At 37.0% G+C, this 17,317-nt stretch carries 16 protein-coding genes and 1 other RNA gene; 7 read left to right on the plus strand and 10 right to left on the minus strand.

What is annotated here, in order from left to right; all coding sequences use genetic code 11:
* Positions 1-5 precede the first annotated feature (5 nt).
* A complete protein-coding gene (locus ACOMC3_RS09520) occupies positions 6-1,037 on the minus strand; it encodes a sensor histidine kinase (protein WP_420315649.1) in 1,032 nt (343 codons plus the stop codon).
* 140 nt (positions 1,038-1,177) lie between these two features.
* Positions 1,178-2,290, minus strand: coding sequence for an alanine dehydrogenase (gene ald, locus ACOMC3_RS09525; RefSeq protein ID WP_420315650.1), 1,113 nt, complete (start codon positions 2,288-2,290; stop codon positions 1,178-1,180).
* 266 nt (positions 2,291-2,556) lie between these two features.
* Between ald and ACOMC3_RS09530 the strand changes: the two genes are divergently transcribed.
* Positions 2,557-4,962 carry an alpha-ketoacid dehydrogenase subunit alpha/beta gene (locus ACOMC3_RS09530; RefSeq protein WP_420315651.1) on the plus strand — a complete coding sequence of 802 codons (2,406 nt, stop codon included), beginning with the start codon at positions 2,557-2,559 and terminating at the stop codon, positions 4,960-4,962.
* On the opposite strand, the gene ACOMC3_RS09535 is transcribed toward ACOMC3_RS09530, so the two are convergent.
* Positions 4,952-5,713, minus strand: coding sequence for a hypothetical protein (locus tag ACOMC3_RS09535; protein ID WP_420315652.1), 762 nt, complete (start codon positions 5,711-5,713; stop codon positions 4,952-4,954). The genes ACOMC3_RS09530 and ACOMC3_RS09535 overlap by 11 nt on opposite strands.
* Positions 5,714-5,760: 47 nt before the next feature.
* Between ACOMC3_RS09535 and ACOMC3_RS09540 the strand changes: the two genes are divergently transcribed.
* Entirely contained in the window at positions 5,761-6,720 is a 960-nt protein-coding gene (locus tag ACOMC3_RS09540) for an acyl transferase (protein ID WP_420315653.1), read from the plus strand.
* 106 nt (positions 6,721-6,826) lie between these two features.
* Positions 6,827-6,955 (plus strand): hypothetical protein, encoded by a 129-nt coding sequence (locus tag ACOMC3_RS09545; protein WP_420315654.1) that lies wholly within the window; start codon positions 6,827-6,829, stop codon positions 6,953-6,955.
* On the opposite strand, the gene ACOMC3_RS09550 is transcribed toward ACOMC3_RS09545, so the two are convergent.
* The 4 genes from ACOMC3_RS09550 to ACOMC3_RS09565 form a co-directional block, all read right to left on the minus strand.
* Positions 6,952-8,109: a sigma-54-dependent transcriptional regulator gene (locus ACOMC3_RS09550; protein WP_420315655.1), complete on the minus strand. Its 1,158-nt coding sequence runs from the start codon at positions 8,107-8,109 to the stop codon at positions 6,952-6,954. The genes ACOMC3_RS09545 and ACOMC3_RS09550 overlap by 4 nt on opposite strands.
* A 25-nt stretch (positions 8,110-8,134) precedes the next feature.
* An RNA gene (gene rnpB / locus ACOMC3_RS09555) (RNase P RNA component class A) lies at positions 8,135-8,500 on the minus strand.
* 9 nt (positions 8,501-8,509) lie between these two features.
* Positions 8,510-8,908, minus strand: coding sequence for a hypothetical protein (locus ACOMC3_RS09560; RefSeq protein ID WP_420315656.1), 399 nt, complete (start codon positions 8,906-8,908; stop codon positions 8,510-8,512).
* A gap of 70 nt (positions 8,909-8,978) precedes the next feature.
* Positions 8,979-13,457: a translocation/assembly module TamB domain-containing protein gene (locus tag ACOMC3_RS09565; RefSeq protein WP_420315657.1), complete on the minus strand. Its 4,479-nt coding sequence runs from the start codon at positions 13,455-13,457 to the stop codon at positions 8,979-8,981.
* A gap of 9 nt (positions 13,458-13,466) precedes the next feature.
* Here ACOMC3_RS09565 and tsaD point away from each other — a divergent pair, with 9 nt between their 5' ends.
* From tsaD to ACOMC3_RS09585, 4 genes are read left to right on the plus strand one after another with little or no spacing between them, the layout of a single operon-like run.
* Positions 13,467-14,468 (plus strand): tRNA (adenosine(37)-N6)-threonylcarbamoyltransferase complex transferase subunit TsaD, encoded by a 1,002-nt coding sequence (gene tsaD / locus ACOMC3_RS09570; protein ID WP_420315658.1) that lies wholly within the window; start codon positions 13,467-13,469, stop codon positions 14,466-14,468.
* Positions 14,469-14,493: 25 nt separating this feature from the next.
* Complete coding sequence (gene smpB, locus ACOMC3_RS09575; RefSeq protein ID WP_420315659.1) at positions 14,494-14,964, plus strand: SsrA-binding protein SmpB; 471 nt, start codon at positions 14,494-14,496, stop codon at positions 14,962-14,964.
* Between the two features lie 4 nt (positions 14,965-14,968).
* Positions 14,969-15,481 (plus strand): HNH endonuclease, encoded by a 513-nt coding sequence (locus ACOMC3_RS09580; RefSeq protein ID WP_420315660.1) that lies wholly within the window; start codon positions 14,969-14,971, stop codon positions 15,479-15,481.
* A gap of 9 nt (positions 15,482-15,490) precedes the next feature.
* Positions 15,491-15,853 (plus strand): hypothetical protein, encoded by a 363-nt coding sequence (locus ACOMC3_RS09585; RefSeq protein ID WP_420315661.1) that lies wholly within the window; start codon positions 15,491-15,493, stop codon positions 15,851-15,853.
* Positions 15,854-15,917: 64 nt separating this feature from the next.
* Here ACOMC3_RS09585 and ACOMC3_RS09590 read toward each other — a convergent pair whose 3' ends face one another.
* From ACOMC3_RS09590 to ACOMC3_RS09600, 3 genes are read right to left on the minus strand one after another with little or no spacing between them, the layout of a single operon-like run.
* Positions 15,918-16,379: an ExbD/TolR family protein gene (locus ACOMC3_RS09590; RefSeq protein WP_420315662.1), complete on the minus strand. Its 462-nt coding sequence runs from the start codon at positions 16,377-16,379 to the stop codon at positions 15,918-15,920.
* An 8-nt stretch (positions 16,380-16,387) separates the two neighbouring features.
* The gene (locus ACOMC3_RS09595) at positions 16,388-17,008 is read right to left on the minus strand and encodes an ExbD/TolR family protein (protein WP_420315663.1); all 621 of its coding nucleotides are present in this window, start codon (positions 17,006-17,008) and stop codon (positions 16,388-16,390) included.
* Positions 17,008-17,310: a hypothetical protein gene (locus ACOMC3_RS09600; protein WP_420315664.1), complete on the minus strand. Its 303-nt coding sequence runs from the start codon at positions 17,308-17,310 to the stop codon at positions 17,008-17,010. The genes ACOMC3_RS09595 and ACOMC3_RS09600 overlap by 1 nt, the downstream gene beginning before the upstream one ends.
* Positions 17,311-17,317: the final 7 nt, after the last annotated feature.

A 17,317-nucleotide genomic window follows, 5' to 3' on the forward strand; every position in this document is an offset into this window, starting at 1 on the left:
ATTTATTACTTCTCTATTGGTAATTTGAGTCGTGACCTTACCATATTACCTTCTTGTTTCAACTCCAGATCAGGCTCACTATCAAACAAAATTCTTATCCTTTCTGTGGCATTTCTCAGACCAATCCCATTGCCCAGATTCTTTTTTAGTTTTCCTGTATTACACACTTCAAGAACCAAATCCTTTCCGTCTGTATCAATAGAAATTAAAATATCTCCACCATTTTTTACCTGTGATATGCCATGTTTTACAGCATTTTCAGCCATCAATTGAATCAGCATAGGTGGAATCTTACACCTATTCAATTCTTCTTTTGAGAGAATTTCATAATGAAGTCGGTTTTCATAATGAATGCTTTCAAGTTCAAGGTATTTATTTACAATTTCAAGTTCTTCTGCAATCGTAACTTTCTCATTATCATTGAATTGAATCGAATACCTTAAAAGTTCGGAGATATGTGAAACCATGTCTCGAGCTTTCATATGGTCTTCAAGAATGAGTGCTCGAATATTATTAAGTGCATTGAATAAAAAATGAGGATTGATCTGAGCTTTCAGTGCTATAAGTTCTGCATCCTTTACTGCCGTTTGAAGTTGCCACTTCTCTACTTCCTCTTTTTTATAATTTCTAAAGAAATAAATGATCAAGTAGACGGCCGTCCAAAGAAGTAAGTATACAAAAGTTTGAAATGCAAACAGGAAGAAAACTGTAAAACTAAAACGTTCTACATCAATGATATCAGTGGTAAGAATTGTATATCCGACCACAATGCCATTTGCGAGGATTGCAAGGATTGCAAGGGTAGGAAGTAATCTTAAGATGAGTGTTTGAATTTTTAGTTTTAACCATCCATCAAGCTTTATTTTATATCTCAGCAGATGAGTGGATAAAAACATAACTATCGCACCAAAAAATTGAGCCAAAATAACCCAGAAATCGACATTCTCATAGAATATAATGGCTATACCTACACCGATGATTCCATAGGTAAACCATCCCAGCGATTGCAAAAGCCAATATGAGTTGTTTCGGGTCATAAATGTTAATCCAATCACAAATAAATAGTTATAACCTCATAGAGCCGTACGCTTTGAAGCGAATGGTCGAAAGCGTTCCATGAATGGAAATAAAAAAGCCTGCTCGATTTGGCAGGCTTTATGTCACAATTTATTTTTTACTACAAATACTTATCCACCTCAGTGTATGGCATATCAAATGCTTCTGCCACACCTTTGTATACGATCTCTCCATTGATCACATTAAGACCCAAACGAAGCTCTTTGCTATCGCTGCAAGCTTTCTTCCAGCCTTTATTCGCAAGCTGGATCGCATATGGCAAGGTAGCGTTAGTTAATGCAAGCGTGGAAGTGTATGGCACTGCCCCCGGCATGTTTGCCACACAATAATGAACTACATCGTCAATGATGTACGTAGGATCCTGGTGAGTCGTTGGTTTGCATGTCTCAATACATCCACCTTGATCTACTGCTACATCCACAAGGACAGTTCCTGGTTGCATTTCTTTCAGCATATCCTTCGTGATCAAGTGTGGTGCTTTTGCTCCCGGTATCAGTACTGCACCTATAATAAGGTCATGTGTACTAATAAGTTCTCGAATGTTGTATTCGCTGCTCATGAAGGTATTGACATTAGCCGGCATCACATCATCGAGGTATCTCAATCTTGGTAAACTCAAATCTAAAATGGTCACATCTGCTCCCATTCCAGCTGCCATCTTAGCAGCATTGGTCCCTACTACTCCTCCTCCCAATATCATCACTTTTGCAGGCCGCACTCCGGGAACCCCTCCAAGTAGAATTCCTCTACCCATCATTGGTTTTTCAAGGTATTTGGCTCCTTCCTGAACAGACATCCGTCCAGCAACTTCAGACATTGGAACCAGTAGCGGTAAAGACCTATCCGACTTTTCAACAGTTTCGTAAGCAAGACACACAGCACCGCTCTCAATCATAGCCTTTGTCAAAGGCTCATGAGATGCAAAGTGGAAATATGTAAATATTAGTTGATCCTTTTTACACAACTTATATTCAGGCTCAATAGGCTCCTTCACCTTGATGATCATCTCTGCGATACCGTATACCTCCTCGATTGTTGGGAGAATTTTAGCACCAGCTTCTATATACTGTTCATCAGTAAATCCACTTCCGTCTCCCGCAGTTGACTGAATGTATATTTCATGACCTCTTTTGGTAAATTCAACCACTCCTGAGGGAGTAACTGCTACCCTGTTTTCGTTATTTTTTATCTCTTTTGGGACGCCTATAATCATGGTTAAAATCTTTATGGAGGGCAAATATAGGAACTGGCATTCAGACAAATCCTAACATTTAGAAATACAAAATATGCACATCTAAAATTTGAAATATAATAGTATTTTATTTTGTTAAATCATTATATACAGTATATTATTTCTATATAAATATCTATAACTATCAAAACAATAGTTTTGTATGGAAGTTTATGCTTTCAAAAGTGATCAAAATTAAGTATTTTTGAGAGTGACTTTTTCCAGTTAAGGACTTAATATCTGAGATTATGAGCGAGACTAAAAGCAAATCAAAACTTCCGGTTTCTAAGAAAGAAATACTTCAGGACTATCAATTAGCAGTAGAAAGCAGAGAAGCCAGTTTAATAGGACGAAAAGAAGTCTTTATGGGAAAGGCTAAGTTTGGAATCTTTGGAGATGGTAAAGAGGTGCCTCAGATTGCAATGGCTAAATATTTCCAAAATGGAGATTGGCGGTCTGGCTACTACAGAGACCAAACGTTTATGATGGCGATTGGTCAATTAACGACTCAACAATTTTTCGCTCAACTTTATGCTCACACAGATGTAGAAGCTGATCCTGCTTCAGCCGGAAGAATGATGAATGGTCACTTTGCCACCAGGTATCTCAATGAAAAAGGTGAATGGCTGACCCAAACGGACAAAAAAAATAGTAGTGCTGATATCTCTCCAACAGCAGGTCAGATGCCAAGGCTCCTGGGTCTTGCATACGCATCCAAACTTTACAGAGAAAACAAAGCTTTAGGTGAATTTGAAGACTTCTCTCTTAAAGGAAATGAAGTTGCTTTTGGCACAATAGGTAATGCTTCGACTTCTGAAGGTCACTTCTGGGAAACAATGAATGCTGCGGGTGTACTTCAGGTCCCAATGGTTATGTCCGTATGGGATGACGGCTATGGAATCTCAGTTCCGCAAAAGTATCATACTGTAAAAGAAAGTATCTCTCAAGCACTCAGTGGTTTCCAACGAACAAAAGATAAACCTGGATTTGAAATACTGACAGTTAAAGCATGGGATTATGTCTCACTACTTGAGACATATAATAAAGCAGTAGAAATTTCACGCAAAAACCATATACCGTGTCTAATTCATGTAATTGAAGTAACCCAGCCTCAAGGTCACTCTACTTCTGGTTCACACGAAAGATATAAGTCAAAAGATCGACTGGAATGGGAGAAAGAATATGATTGCATCTTACAGATGCGGAAGTGGATAGAAAAAGAAAAGATTGCCAGTCCTGAAGACTTAGATGTAATAGAAAAAGAAGCAAAAGTCGCAGCAAAACAAGCAAAAGACACTGCCTGGAAGGAATACATTCAGGACATCAAAAAAGATGTAGAGGAAGTAATTAGTCTTATTGAGAAAGCTGCAATATCCTCTTCATCCAAAGTGGAAATATCTAAAATAGCAGAGGTTCTTAGGAAAGAACTTAATCCTGAGAAGTCTCATATAATAAAAGCAGCCAAGAAGACACTACGAATTTTGAAAGGCCAGTCATTTACAGAGAAAGATAACCTTTCCAATTGGCTAAAAGAGAAATCCGATGTTTATGCGAAGCAGTTTAACTCGAAGTTATACAGTGAATCGAATGAATCGGCACTCAATGTTGAAACTGTTCCTGCAGAATACTCGGATGAAAACGAATTGGTAGATGGTCGTGAGGTACTGAATGCCTGCTTCGATCACCTACTCGAAATCGATCCGAGAATTTTTGCCTTTGGTGAGGATGTTGGAAAAATAGGAGATGTAAATCAAGGATTTGCTGGTCTTCAACAGAAATACGGAGAACTTAAAGTTACTGACACAGGTATTAGGGAAACAACCATAATTGGGCAGGGTATTGGAGCTGCAGTCAGGGGCTTAAGACCCATTGCTGAAATTCAGTATTTGGATTATTTATTATATGCGATCCAAACTTTATCTGACGACCTGGCAACCTTACAGTACAGAACGTATGGAGGACAAAAAGCACCGCTTATTATTAGAACCAGAGGACATAGGTTAGAAGGCGTTTGGCATTCAGGATCTCCTATGGGCATGATTCTTAACTCACTAAAAGGAATGTTTGTGCTTACTCCTCGAAATATGACACAAGCTGCAGGCTTCTACAACACCCTCATGCAGTCAGATGATCCAGCTTTAGTGATCGAATCGCTTAATGGATATCGACTGAAAGAGAGAATTCCATCAAACCTATCAGATTTTAAACTAGCCTTGGGTGAACCTGAAATATTAAGAGAAGGATCTAATGTAACCATTGTTACTTATGGATCAACTTGCAGGGTGGTGATGGAAGCAGCAAATCAACTAGCGAATGAAGGGATTGAAGCAGAAGTCATTGATGCTCAAACATTAATCCCATTTGATAGACCAAAAATGATTGTGGATTCCCTCAAAAAAACCAACAGATTGGTCATTGTAGATGAAGATGTTGAAGGAGGTGCTACCGCATTTATTCTTCAGCAAATACTTGAACGAGATAACGGATACTTCCACTTGGATTCTAAACCTTTAACCATTTCAGGTAAGAATCATAGACCAGCATACGGCAGTGATGGAGATTATTTCTCTAAGCCAAATGTTGAGGAAGTATTTGATAAAGTTTACGGATTACTTTCAGAAGTAGATCCAGACACTTATCCGTCTATTTATTAACAGTTATATCTGAAAGAAAAAAATCTGGAGTAAATACCTCATTACTTTTATTGAGGGCTCTGTCGTATATATAGAATTTAGCACGAACCTCATCTTGAAGTCCTAACCTAAATAACAAAGACAACATTGTATACGTGATAGTCCCACTTTTACCGTCAGGGTCGTAATACGGAATACGTCCATTAAAATTACCTAAGGAGCAATCCTGGCTATTAAATATTTGCCTAAAGTTGATTGGCTCATAAGTATCCTCCGCTATCTTTTTTTGAAATTCAATATGAAAATTATAGTAGAATTCATTTCTTGCGACATATACCGTATCAAATTCAATAATTTCATATGAATCACAACTGTAAGCTGGACGGTTGTCTGTTTCAGAAAAAAGAACCTTTTCATCAGGAAAGAAGAAATAGGCTATCTCTCCATCCAATTGATCTATAAGAACCGGGACTGAATACAGCGGAAAGGCTATAGAAGATGGATCTTGACTGATAAACACCACACTATCCTCACTGTCCATTACAAAATTATAAATCTGATAAGGTTTAAATAAATCTTGACCTCCCTCTAAACCGACATCTCCATTACCATCTTCGAAACTGAATGTTAATTTTAAAGAATCTGTTAACTCTGTATCGATGAACTTTATTTCCTCAAATGTTATCTTCGGAGAGTCTGGAAAAATATCTTTGTCAAAGCAGCCTGATACAGCCACAGAAACAACACAAAGGATAATCAGATTTCTAATCATATTTTGATAACAAAAGTAACTTCATTAGCCCCTAAAGAAACCATCAAATGAGTTTCATAAAGGATTTTAAACATACAATTTTCGACATTAACGAAAAAACTTTTGAGGATAGTTCACTTAATGTATTCGAGTATCAATATTACAACTGCTCAACATACAATGAATATTGTAATTACCTCAAAAAAAATCCTCAGAATGTTAAAGCAATCAGAGATATTCCCTTCTTACCCATTGAGTTCTTCAAAAATCATGCTATAAAATCTGGTGAATGGTCTGAATCAATCATTTTCAAAAGTAGTGGCACAACTGATGCAGGTAGAAGCATTCATTATGTACAAGATGTGTCGTTTTATCATCAACTTTCCGTTCATGCATTCCAAGAGCAGTTTGGATCACTGAAAGATTTAATGATTGTTGCGCTTCTTCCTTCCTATCAACAACAGGGAAATTCTTCTTTGATTAAAATGGTTGATCATTTCATTGAAAACGCACATCCTGAATCTGGATATTATCTTGAAGGTGATGTTGCATCTGAATTAGCGAGCTCTCAAAAAAAGTTAATAATTGGCGTATCATATGCTCTCTTAGATGCAGCAGAAAAAGGTAAGATGCATTTAGATCAGACGATAATTATGGAAACTGGAGGAATGAAAGGGAGAAGGAAAGAGCTTACAAGACAAGATCTTCACGAAAGATTAAAAAAAGGATTCAATGTTAGCGAAATATGGTCTGAATATGGAATGACCGAGTTGTTTAGTCAAGCGTATGGAGTGGAAGGAAAATTTAAGTTTCCAAAGTGGGCGAAATGCTTAATTAGAGATATAAATGACCCTTTTTCATACTTAGATAATCATGAAACAGGTGGGATCAATATTATTGATCTTGGCAACATAGATACCTGTTCATTTATAGAGACAAAAGACCTTGGTAAGTCTTATGGGAACTATTTTGAAGTTCTTGGTCGTTTTGATAATAGTGATATTCGTGGATGTAACCTGATGGTTTAGCGAAAACACATAATAATTTAGACTGTTCTCTGTTGTATAGTAGATTATTTCTCCTATTTTTGAATAGTTGTCAAACAATGAGCTTGCTCATCGAATTTAACCGCTTATGAAATTGAAACTTACAATATTAGCTGTGATTATCCTTGCAATGAGTGCATGTACTCAAAGAACATGCCCTACTTATGCACAAGAGGATGCTAAGGAGGTAAAAACAGAGCAGCAGGCTAACGCTTAAGCTTCCACATATTTTTTCACATCATCTTTAGTGATCTTCTCTTGAGACATGATCACTAAGCGTTCTACTACATTTCTTAGTTCGCGAATATTGCCCGTCCATTCATATTTTTCCAATTGTGCAATTGCATCATCTTCAATGGTCTTCTTCGTAGTTCCATATTCTGAAGCAACCTGTCTAAGAAAATGATCAGTTAACAATCTGATGTCTTCTTTTCGCTCCCTAAGCGGAGGAACACTTATTACCATCACGCTCAATCTGTGATAAAGATCTTCTCTAAAATTCCCCTCCTCTATCTCCTTTTTAAGAATCTTATTGGTAGCAGCAAGTACACGTACGTCTACATTGATTGATTTATCTCCTCCCACCCGAGTGATCTTTTTGTCTTGCAGTGCTCTTAACACTTTAGCCTGGGCTGACAGACTCATATCACCTATTTCATCCAAAAATAGCGTACCTCCATTTGCCTGTTCAAATTTTCCTATTCGCTGCTTATGAGCCGAGGTAAATGATCCTTTTTCATGACCAAAAAGCTCGCTTTCAATCAATTCCGATGGAATAGCAGCACAGTTTACTTCTACAAGGGGTGCTTTTGACCTTGAACTTTTTTCATGCAACCATCTCGCAACCAATTCTTTTCCAGTACCGTTTTCTCCATTTATCAAAACACGAGCTTCCGTTGGGGCCACTTTTTCAATGGTATTTTTAACCTCCTGTATCTCCTTAGACTCTCCAATTATTTCATACCCTTTACTCACTTTCTTTCGCAGCACTTTTGTCTCGGTTGAAAGCTGTGAAGTCTCAAGTGCATTCCGAACAGTTAATAGAATTCTATTTAGATCAGGTGGTTTTTGTATAAAATCATAGGCGCCTTTTTTTGTAGCTTCTACTGCTGTATCAATGGTGCCATGCGCTGATATCATAACAAATGGTATATCCATCCCTTCCTCCGATACCTTACCAAGCAGTTCCATTCCATCCATTTTGGGCATTTTGATATCACACAGAACAAGATCTACCTTCTCCGCCTCTAATTTAGCCAAGCCATCCTCACCGTCTTCCGCTGTGATAACATCATACTTTTCTTCTGATAGAATATCGCTTAACGCATCTCTTATGCTTTTTTCATCATCAACTACAAGTATTTTCGCCATCTTAATTCTTTAGTGAACTTTATATACAAAAAGCAAGCCAGTAAGCCGGGTTCTGTTCTATCCTGTCATTTATCTGGCACTGACGTTACCATCAGCATCAAACGACCTACCCAATTCTGTTCGAGCGAGCAACTCTCAAACACAGAACCTATTTGGTCTTTCAGCGCGTAAGGTTTACCATGCAATAAATGTCACCATTTACCCGGTGAGCTCTTACCTCACCTTTTCACCTTTTCCATGACGGAAACCGTCAGGTAGTCTGTTTTCTGTGGCACTATCTCTATGCTGACGGTAACCGTCAGCACGCTTCCGGTTAAGAAGTACGCTGCTCTATGCTGCCCGGACTTTCCTTACTGACAGAAATCGTCAGCACGACAGGTCGGCTTGCAATGCAAAAATATCAATGAATATCTTTTCCAGTAATTTTTAATTCCCAATCATCTGCATGTTGAGCAATTTCCATGATCATCTCTTTGACCATGTTGTCTTTTAGATTGACCAGAAAGTTTATTGCCTCAACTTTTAGAAAGCCGTCTTCAACAATAAACTTGGTGTATGGATACTCCTTAGATGCTTCCAGGCAATCAAGAAAAGGAATATCATAGGTGAGTTTGCAAACTTTTGACTTTAAATGAACTACTTCTCTATTGTATCCTGGGTGTTCAACAATATGACCTGTGACCGTTTGAAACCGACCGGTCTTTAGTGGTACAATTATGACAGATTGATTCTCGTCATATTCTCTAAACTCTCCTCCTATCTCCTCCGCATACTTTTTACTAAATTTTCTGTAATTCATGGTGGTTAGTATTTTATGAATCATAAGATAATAATTCCTCTCTAATTACCACGAATAATGGATTTAATAATTACTTGGTGGAATCCTTATTTTGTTCTTTCTGAGATTCTGCTGCTTCTTCTTCCTCTCTCCTTCTGTTGAGGATCTCTTCACGCTTTAAGGAAAGTAATTGTGTTATATCATTGAAAGAATGAACGAATCTTAGACTTAACCCTGTCTCCTGATTTTGCTGCTCATTAGCTAAAATCCGTTGACTTGTATTACTAAATACTTTTGCCCTTAGCCTACCATCTTTTGTAAGACTATATTCAACAGACCAGTCACCCACGATATCATTCAACAAATTAGCTTCATTTTGATTACCAAAATCACCACCACGGGTTACTTTAAGCCTGCCATTTAGGAATGTGTATGCAAATCTTAATTGAAAAGTATTAAAGGCATCACGGTTCAAATCTGCCAAGTCAACTTCAACTTCGAGGTTTTCATCAATTTGACTAACAAGGTAGCTAACTTGAGAAGATAAGAACTCACTAACACTGTTTCCAACTGTACCACCACCACTTAAAGTGAAACTTTGACGTGGTGAAAATCTCTTAAGGAAGAGTAGACTTATAACCTGTCTTTTTAGTTCTTGCTCATCGGATGTAATTTTAGAAAGTTCAGCAGTTGTATTAGATGTAGCGTCGGTTTGGTTTTGTAACCTTAAATCAAAATCAATATCAGGTGATAACATTCCACCATCAAGAAGAAGTACAACCAAAATCGGAAATTTCTTTGCTAATTCATCCGCCTGACGTAATTCGGGGTTCTTTAATTCCTCAAAAGAAGCACGCTGAAGGTAAGTAGCTTCCATATCAAGGATTGCATCATATGGATCTCCATACCAGGTGATTCTACTACCAGGAACCACCTGAAATTCTTTATTGATAAAGTTTGGAACGGTAAAATTGTATGCTCCTTCAGTTATTTCAAGTGGACCAAACATATTAAACTCACCATCTGTATCAAGTCTGAGTTTTAAATTACCACGACCCCTTCCTCTTATAATATCCCCGGTTTTGATATCAAAAATGAGCTCACAATATGCATCTGGAGTTACCTCAATATCAAAGTCCAATGTCAAACCCGAAAGTTTAAATTCTTCTTCTTCTACAACCATGGTAGTATCTGAAAAGTCAACGAATGTGATATAGTCTTGTTGGCTGGTAGATGTTGCATCTGATAACGGTATAAAAAAGCGGGTATCAGCTTCTGTTATTATACTCGCCTGAATATTTAAATCATTAAGTGGTCCAGTTATGTTGATCGTACCCGTACCATAAGCAGAACCATAATAGAGGGAGTTATCAAGAGAAGTGGTATTTAAAAATTCAAAGTTGTTGGCTTCCATTACTATATCTGTCCTAACATCTTTGAATTTATTATGATAGATAGTACCTGACAATTGAGCGCTTGCACCCTTCCTGTCAGAAAGTTCAAAGCCTTCAAATTCTATTTGATTAGGATTAAAATTGACATCTCCATTAAACGAATAAGATGTATTAAGGTAATTAACAGTAAGTGCCCCATTCTGGATATTGCAATGCCCAACAACTTTTGGCTCTTGAGCAGTCCCAGACAACTTCAATGAACCATTTGCCAAACCAGCTAGATCAGATACATTTTTCTCCAGAAAAGGTTGTCCCAACTTTAGATCTGCCTTATTAAAATCAATGATAAAATCCAGCTGATCTATCGACTCAGTTGGATAATAGCTTCCCTCTACTAATATTTCTTCAAAGCCCTCCCTTTTCACCTCTACTTTTGAGAAAACGCTTTTATTGGTTGGATTCCAATTAGAACTGCCGCTGACATCACCAACATCCAGTTGATCATAAACCAATTTTTTTAATAGAAATCCACCATCAAATCGAAATGATTGTCCACTTGTTTCTCTAAACATTCTAAAATTAGCATTCAGCAACCCACCTATTGTTCTTTTCGAGAACAACTCGACTTTATTCATATTCAAGTCTTTGGTCGTTATTGAAATATCGGAAGGCAAAGAGTCCGAGTACACTCCTTCAAGCGTTATCGTTTCTCTTAAATCAAAAATTTCGAAATTTTCAAACTCAATTTTTTCATTAGTAATGATGATCTTATTGGTAGGGTTCACTTTCCAAGTATCCTCTAATAATTGAATATCAGAAGGCTGCAACTTAACTCTTAAAGAATCCTGAAATATGGCAATCTGACTTTCCAGACGAATATCGCTTCTGGTTTCCGGTTGACTTATTTGAGTAGTCAAGTCAATTTCATTTTTATACCATACTGCTTCAACCAGCAGGTCTTTTGTGTTAGGAATTCCTTTAATAATCTGCTCAGAAGATCGGACCAAAATGTTTGTCAAGATTGAACCGTCATCTAGATCTCGCGAACCATTTAATTCAATTCTTGGCTTGACGAAGCTATTGTTCTTTACTTTGAATGAATCAGATTCTGCATAGAAGAATAAGTTTGCGTTCTTGCTTTGTCGGAATGTTCCTTCCAAGATCGTCTTGCCAACAATTGAAAATGGTAATTTCAATGAATCCAGGTATGGTGTGATATTATCAATTTTAGCTAGCACATCCACTTTATATGTACTACCACTTTCTTCAGTCTTTAAGGAATCATTAGATAAAGTCAGTTTTGATGAATAAGCTGCGGCCATTGCAGGAATGTCTTTCATTAAGTCAGATATTTTGAAATCTCCTTCTACCTTAGATTCAAAACCAGGGAAACCTAAATCAATCCTTCTGGTACTCCCCTCCAACATCGCATTCAATCGAATTGAATCCAGAATGATTTGTTTTTCACCTAGACTTATAAAGCCTGAATCAATATTAAGAAAGCCATTAAAGTCATCCAGATCCAGATCACTAATTTCCATTTCAATATGGCCGGCTGCAGACAAATCTTTCCTGCTGAGATTTAATTCATCAGCATTAAAATCTCTGACCCGGATATCCATATTGAGTATTTCTTTTCCATTTCTAAAGTCAGCTTGAGCACTTCCTTTCAGATTACAATTGTCATCTATAATTGAGAAGCTTCCCTCAAAGAAATTTTTTGCGAATTTCCCATCGGCCCTTACGGTATCATATACATAGCCATACAATCCACTGTTATAAACTAATGCGTTTAAATCAAACTCTGCATTCTCAGGTTTGAGCCCCTTCCCATTAATGGTTGCTTTTAAGTTTAATACTTGAGCTATATCATTTTTTAAAAAAACCCCTACATTAACCTCTTTAAATTCAAGATTTCCAACATAAGCCATCTCAGTGGGGTCATCTGGGATTTTTATATTGATATCTGAATGAATCGAACCTTGATCAGTTACAAAATCTCCTCTGGCAACAAAATCTTTTAAAAATCCAGCAAAACTTCCGGAGAAATCAATTTTACCCATTCGTTGGATATTGGCTGTATAATCCCCTAGATACGGCTTAAGATCTCTAGGAAGCACATGAGATTCTGTAAAATCAGCTAGAATGAATGTTTGAGAGATATCAGGCAATCCGAAACAACTTACCCCTCCAACAAAATAGGAGCTTCCATACCCAAATCGAGTTTTTTCGATATTAAAATCACCAACCGTACCCCATATTATTCCATCTATTGAGATGTCGTCATGGAGTTTATCAAAACCAGTGACGATGCGAATGTCCTCATTTGAAATGGATGTATTATCAAAATGAAGGATGAAGGAAACGCTATCTTTAAAGTACGCCAAGTCATCCAATCCATTATAAAAAAATTCTAAACTATCCTTAATGTGACTGGTGGGAGTACGAAAACTTAAATCATCTACACTAAGAGAAGAATTGCTAACTCTAAACACCGTACTAAAATCACTAACGTTAAAATTTGAGTTTTTCTCAACACCTCTCATCTGATTTATCACTCCCGTAATAGTATCAGACCTGAGCGCCAACCTGGTTATAAAAAAATCAGGAATTTGAAAATGCATGTTAGCAAAATCAAGTTTGTTAGGCTGAGGAGACTTGGTCTTGTCTCTCAAACTCAAATTGAGATTATTTAAACTGATTTCATCAACAATAATTGGTTTTGATTTTTTTTTGACCTTATCAGTCTTTAGTGCATTTAAGAATTCCGTTAAATTTAGTTTCGAACCTTCTGAATGCTTAGCAAGCTTAATCCTTAGACCATTCGAAGAAATCTCTTCGACGCTTAAAAAGTCTCGCTTGATTAAATCAAGAATGTGATAATTAATATTAAGATTATGGGAATACAACATTGTATCTCCACTTAAATCTCTTATCATTATTTCATTCAGGCTTGCTTGATCCAACCATGAAACCTTTACTGTGCTAATGGATATATCATAATTGGTTTTTTCTGAGACAGCTTCAAGTACTTTTTGAGCCAGAAAGGTTTGGACAGGTTTTAGTTGCAATAAAAGTAGTAATACCAGTAAAAGCATCATTCCATAGAAAAACATTCCTGAAAATAGTTTCCAGATGACTCTACGAATATGTGATATGGTTATCTTGGCCTTCAAAAAAATACGGTGGCAATTATCCTTGGAATAGAATCATCTTGTGATGAAACTTCAGCTTCTGTTTGTATTGACGGCAAAGTAATCAATAATGAAATTGCAAATCAAACTATTCACGAGCAGTATGGAGGTGTAGTGCCAGAGCTTGCTTCACGCGAACATCAAAGAAATATCGTGCCAGTAGTTGAACATGTTCTATCTCATGCTGATATTAACGTAAATGACTTGGATGGGATTGCTTATACGAGAGGTCCAGGACTTCTTGGAGCATTGTTGATTGGCTCTAGTTTTTCTAAAGCCATGGCTGCATCGCTTGGAATTCCTCTTATTCCAATCCATCATATGAAAGCGCATGTGTTGGCTCATTTTATAGATGATCCAAAGCCCTCCTATCCGTTTATATGTTTAACAGTTAGTGGTGGTCACACACAAATACTACGTATAAATAATCCAACAGAAATGATCATACTTGGTCAAACACAAGATGATGCTGTTGGAGAGGCCTTTGACAAAGCAGCAAAATTACTTGGGCTACCCTATCCTGGAGGCCCAATGATTGATAAACTGGCAATGAGTGGAAATCCAAACAGGTTTCAATTTGCTGAATCGGAAATGCCAGAGCTTGATTACTCATTTAGTGGAATCAAAACATCGATTCTATATTTCCTTAGGAAGGAACTAAAAAAGAATGAGCAATTCATAAAAGAAAACCTCAATGATTTGGCAGCAAGCATTCAAAAAACATTGCTTTCAATGTTAATGAAGAAACTGATACTGGCTGCAAGTCAAGAAAAGATCAAACAAATAGCAATTGCTGGAGGAGTCTCTGCAAATAGTGGATTAAGGCAACAATTGAATGAAGAAGCTTTGAAGAGAGGATGGGAGGTGTTTATTCCTGATTTTCAATACTGCACTGACAATGCTGGAATGATTGCAATAAGTGGTCATCTGCTGTTTGAGCAAGATGCTTTTGGAAGTTTAGCCGATAGTCCACTACCAAGGATGCCGTTTTAATCAGTCGTATTTATATATTTATGTCATGAGTAAGGAGAAGAAGAGTAGATTTTCAAACGATATTCAGATTAAGAATCGTAAAGCAAGTTACGAATTTGAATTTGTAGAAAAAGTGGAGGCTGGTATAATGTTGTTGGGAACTGAGATCAAATCACTAAGGGAAGGTAAAGCCAGCATTCAAGAAGCATATTGCTATTTTAAAAAGGGTGAACTATTCATTAAAAGCATGACCATATCACCTTATACGCAAGCAAGTTTTGAAAGTCATGAAATGACCAGGGACAGAAAGTTGCTTTTGAAAAAAAGAGAATTAGAAAAATTTAAATCTAAAATGGAAGAAAAAGGATTGACAATCGTTCCATTGAGGATATATATTAATAAACGTGGGCTAGCTAAATTGGAAATTGCTCTTGCAAAAGGAAAGAAGATATACGACAAAAGAGACAGCATCAAAAAGAAGGATCAGAAAAGAGAACTTGATCGAATGAAAATTTAAACGCATGAATAACACTGTACTTGTGCTTAATCAGGATTACACACCACTTACGGTGTGCACAGTACAGCGCGCCTTTTTACTGATGTTCTTAAAAAAAGCAGATTTAATAAGCGAAATCAAGGAGAAGAAATTAAGATCTGTGACCAGCACATTCCCCTTTCCATCCGTTATCAAAGTAAAATATTATATCTCACTTCCGTATAAAGGGGTAGTCATGAGTAGGCACAACATTTTTAAACGTGATCAAGGAAAATGTCAGTACTGTGGAACCTCCAATGATTTAACTATTGATCATGTAATTCCCAGGTCTAAAGGAGGTAAATCTACTTGGACTAACCTGGTAACAGCCTGCAAAAAATGTAATTCGAAGAAAAGTGACTACTCATTAGATAAAGTAGGAATGAAGCTTCGTAAAACACCAATAAAGCCATCTTACATTACTTTTCTGAGAAATAACACCAGTGTGTATAGGGATGATTGGGCGCAATTCTTAAACCCAAAAAAATTCAGTGCTTAACTCATTTGAATGAATCAAAAAAAAATGAAATACATCAGTTACATATTCATAGGAATACTTTTAGTTGGTTGTAACCCATCTGATAATGAAAAGGAATCAGAAAGGGAAAAAACCTTAGAACGTTTCGAAGAGCAAAAGAAGGAGCTGGAAGATGAAATTGAAGAACTTAAGAAAGACTCCAAAGAAGCTGCTGAAGATGCAAAAAGGGATATTGAAACGGCGCTTAGGAAGCTACAAAAGCAACGACGAAGGGTTGTTGATGAGGCTGATAAACTAAGGAAAGCGACAAAAAAAGAATTGGAAGATGCATTGGATGAAGCCAAAAAAGAATATGAAAACTGGCTCAAGGAAAAAAGGAAACAATTAGAATAGACAATAAATAAAAAACCCTGACTATCTCGCGATGGTCAGGGTTTATGTATAATTGAAAAAGTTATTAATCTTGGATTCCCTTCAGGGACTTGTAAAGAATCTTACGAGCATTAGACTTTCTTAGGGTTTGCTCCACATCAGAAACAATACCCATTTTCACTTCAGCGTCAATATTCAATGCCATCGTAATTCTATCTCTTTCTGCTTCAGAAAGTTTATCTTTTTCCTGATTTACAAATAGAGTTAATTCCTCTGGCTCCATGAATACGTCATTGGTTTGAATCCTTGGCTCTTCACCGTAAGTACCAATATTTTTTGGTTCTCCAATGTAGATATGACTCACCAATGATTTCTTCTGAATTTTAGAAAGTTGTTCTGCTTTAGGAAGAACTTGTTTTACTAAAATCTCCTGCTCTCTCATCACAGTTGTTACCATGAAGAAGAATAGAAGCATGAAGATAATATCCGGCAATGCTGCCGTAGGTATATCTTGAGATGCGCTAGATTTTTTCTTAAACTTCGACATAGTTTCGTTTATTTATCTGGTTCTGCAATCGAGATTGCCTTAGGTATACCAAATCTTGCCTGCTTATACATTCTTTCCTCTACATCGTTACTTTGATCTAGCTGAAGGAATTCGTCTGCAGTAAGTCCTACTCGCTCCCCATAGATTTCGTTATATGCTGCTTGCACAGCATCAAGTACGTCTATGTAAAGTTCGTAACTGGTACCTCTGTTTGCTTTAAATGATACAACTGCCTTCTTCGGATGATCAGAAGATTCTGGTCTTTGCTTTGCTTTGGCTTTCATGCTTGAAGGAAGGCTATTATAAACCTGCAAACCTTCTTCATCAGGATTACCAAAATTCAATACAAAAGCCTTCACTTCTTCTTTCAACTCAGACATTGGCTTGTTGTATGGCTCGTTCTCTACCAAAAGTTGATCATTTGAATTGGCCAATATCTTAAAGATATTTCGCTCCTGAAATTCAATTTCAGGTTGATCTGGTTCTGGTGGAGGAGGCAGCTGCATTAATATTCCTTTGTCATTTGCAATCGTGGTAGTTACCAAGAAGAAAATGAGCAAAAGGAATGCAATGTCTGCCATAGAGCCTGAACTCACTTCCGGAGTGCCTCTATCTTTATTCCTCGCCATTATTCAGCTGCTTTTTTAATTTCTGTATATACAATTCCTAAAATGGCTCCAATGGCTAGAATATAAAAAGTTGTTAATCCTGCGCCTACCATTTTTGTTGTTGTTTCAGTTGCTTCACCCATTGCATTTCCGCTCGCCGTAAAAAACGAAACTAAGAATACTACAAGAAGTGCGCCTACTCCGATCCCCATTTTCTTCAAAGAATCAGGATCGCCAAATGCCTTCACTAGTGGCATTCCTACAGCTGCAAGAACGCAAACACCAATGAGTATATATGATATAAATAATCCTACATCTACCATAGTCTAT

The organism is Ekhidna sp., from assembly GCF_965212185.1.
Taxonomy (GTDB): Bacteria; Bacteroidota; Bacteroidia; order Cytophagales; family Cyclobacteriaceae; genus Ekhidna.

Coding starts and splice junctions, on each gene's coding strand:
- ACOMC3_RS09520 (WP_420315649.1), bottom strand. CDS start 1,037: ATGACCCGAAACAACTCATATTGGCTTTTGCAATCGCTGGGATGGTTT.
- ald (WP_420315650.1), bottom strand. CDS start 2,290: ATGATTATAGGCGTCCCAAAAGAGATAAAAAATAACGAAAACAGGGTA.
- ACOMC3_RS09530 (WP_420315651.1), top strand. CDS start 2,557: ATGAGCGAGACTAAAAGCAAATCAAAACTTCCGGTTTCTAAGAAAGAA.
- ACOMC3_RS09535 (WP_420315652.1), bottom strand. CDS start 5,713: ATGATTAGAAATCTGATTATCCTTTGTGTTGTTTCTGTGGCTGTATCA.
- ACOMC3_RS09540 (WP_420315653.1), top strand. CDS start 5,761: ATGAGTTTCATAAAGGATTTTAAACATACAATTTTCGACATTAACGAA.
- ACOMC3_RS09545 (WP_420315654.1), top strand. CDS start 6,827: ATGAAATTGAAACTTACAATATTAGCTGTGATTATCCTTGCAATGAGT.
- ACOMC3_RS09550 (WP_420315655.1), bottom strand. CDS start 8,109: ATGGCGAAAATACTTGTAGTTGATGATGAAAAAAGCATAAGAGATGCG.
- ACOMC3_RS09560 (WP_420315656.1), bottom strand. CDS start 8,908: ATGAATTACAGAAAATTTAGTAAAAAGTATGCGGAGGAGATAGGAGGA.
- smpB (WP_420315659.1), top strand. CDS start 14,494: ATGAGTAAGGAGAAGAAGAGTAGATTTTCAAACGATATTCAGATTAAG.
- ACOMC3_RS09580 (WP_420315660.1), top strand. CDS start 14,969: ATGAATAACACTGTACTTGTGCTTAATCAGGATTACACACCACTTACG.
- ACOMC3_RS09585 (WP_420315661.1), top strand. CDS start 15,491: ATGAATCAAAAAAAAATGAAATACATCAGTTACATATTCATAGGAATA.
- ACOMC3_RS09590 (WP_420315662.1), bottom strand. CDS start 16,379: ATGTCGAAGTTTAAGAAAAAATCTAGCGCATCTCAAGATATACCTACG.
- ACOMC3_RS09595 (WP_420315663.1), bottom strand. CDS start 17,008: ATGGCGAGGAATAAAGATAGAGGCACTCCGGAAGTGAGTTCAGGCTCT.
- ACOMC3_RS09600 (WP_420315664.1), bottom strand. CDS start 17,310: ATGGTAGATGTAGGATTATTTATATCATATATACTCATTGGTGTTTGC.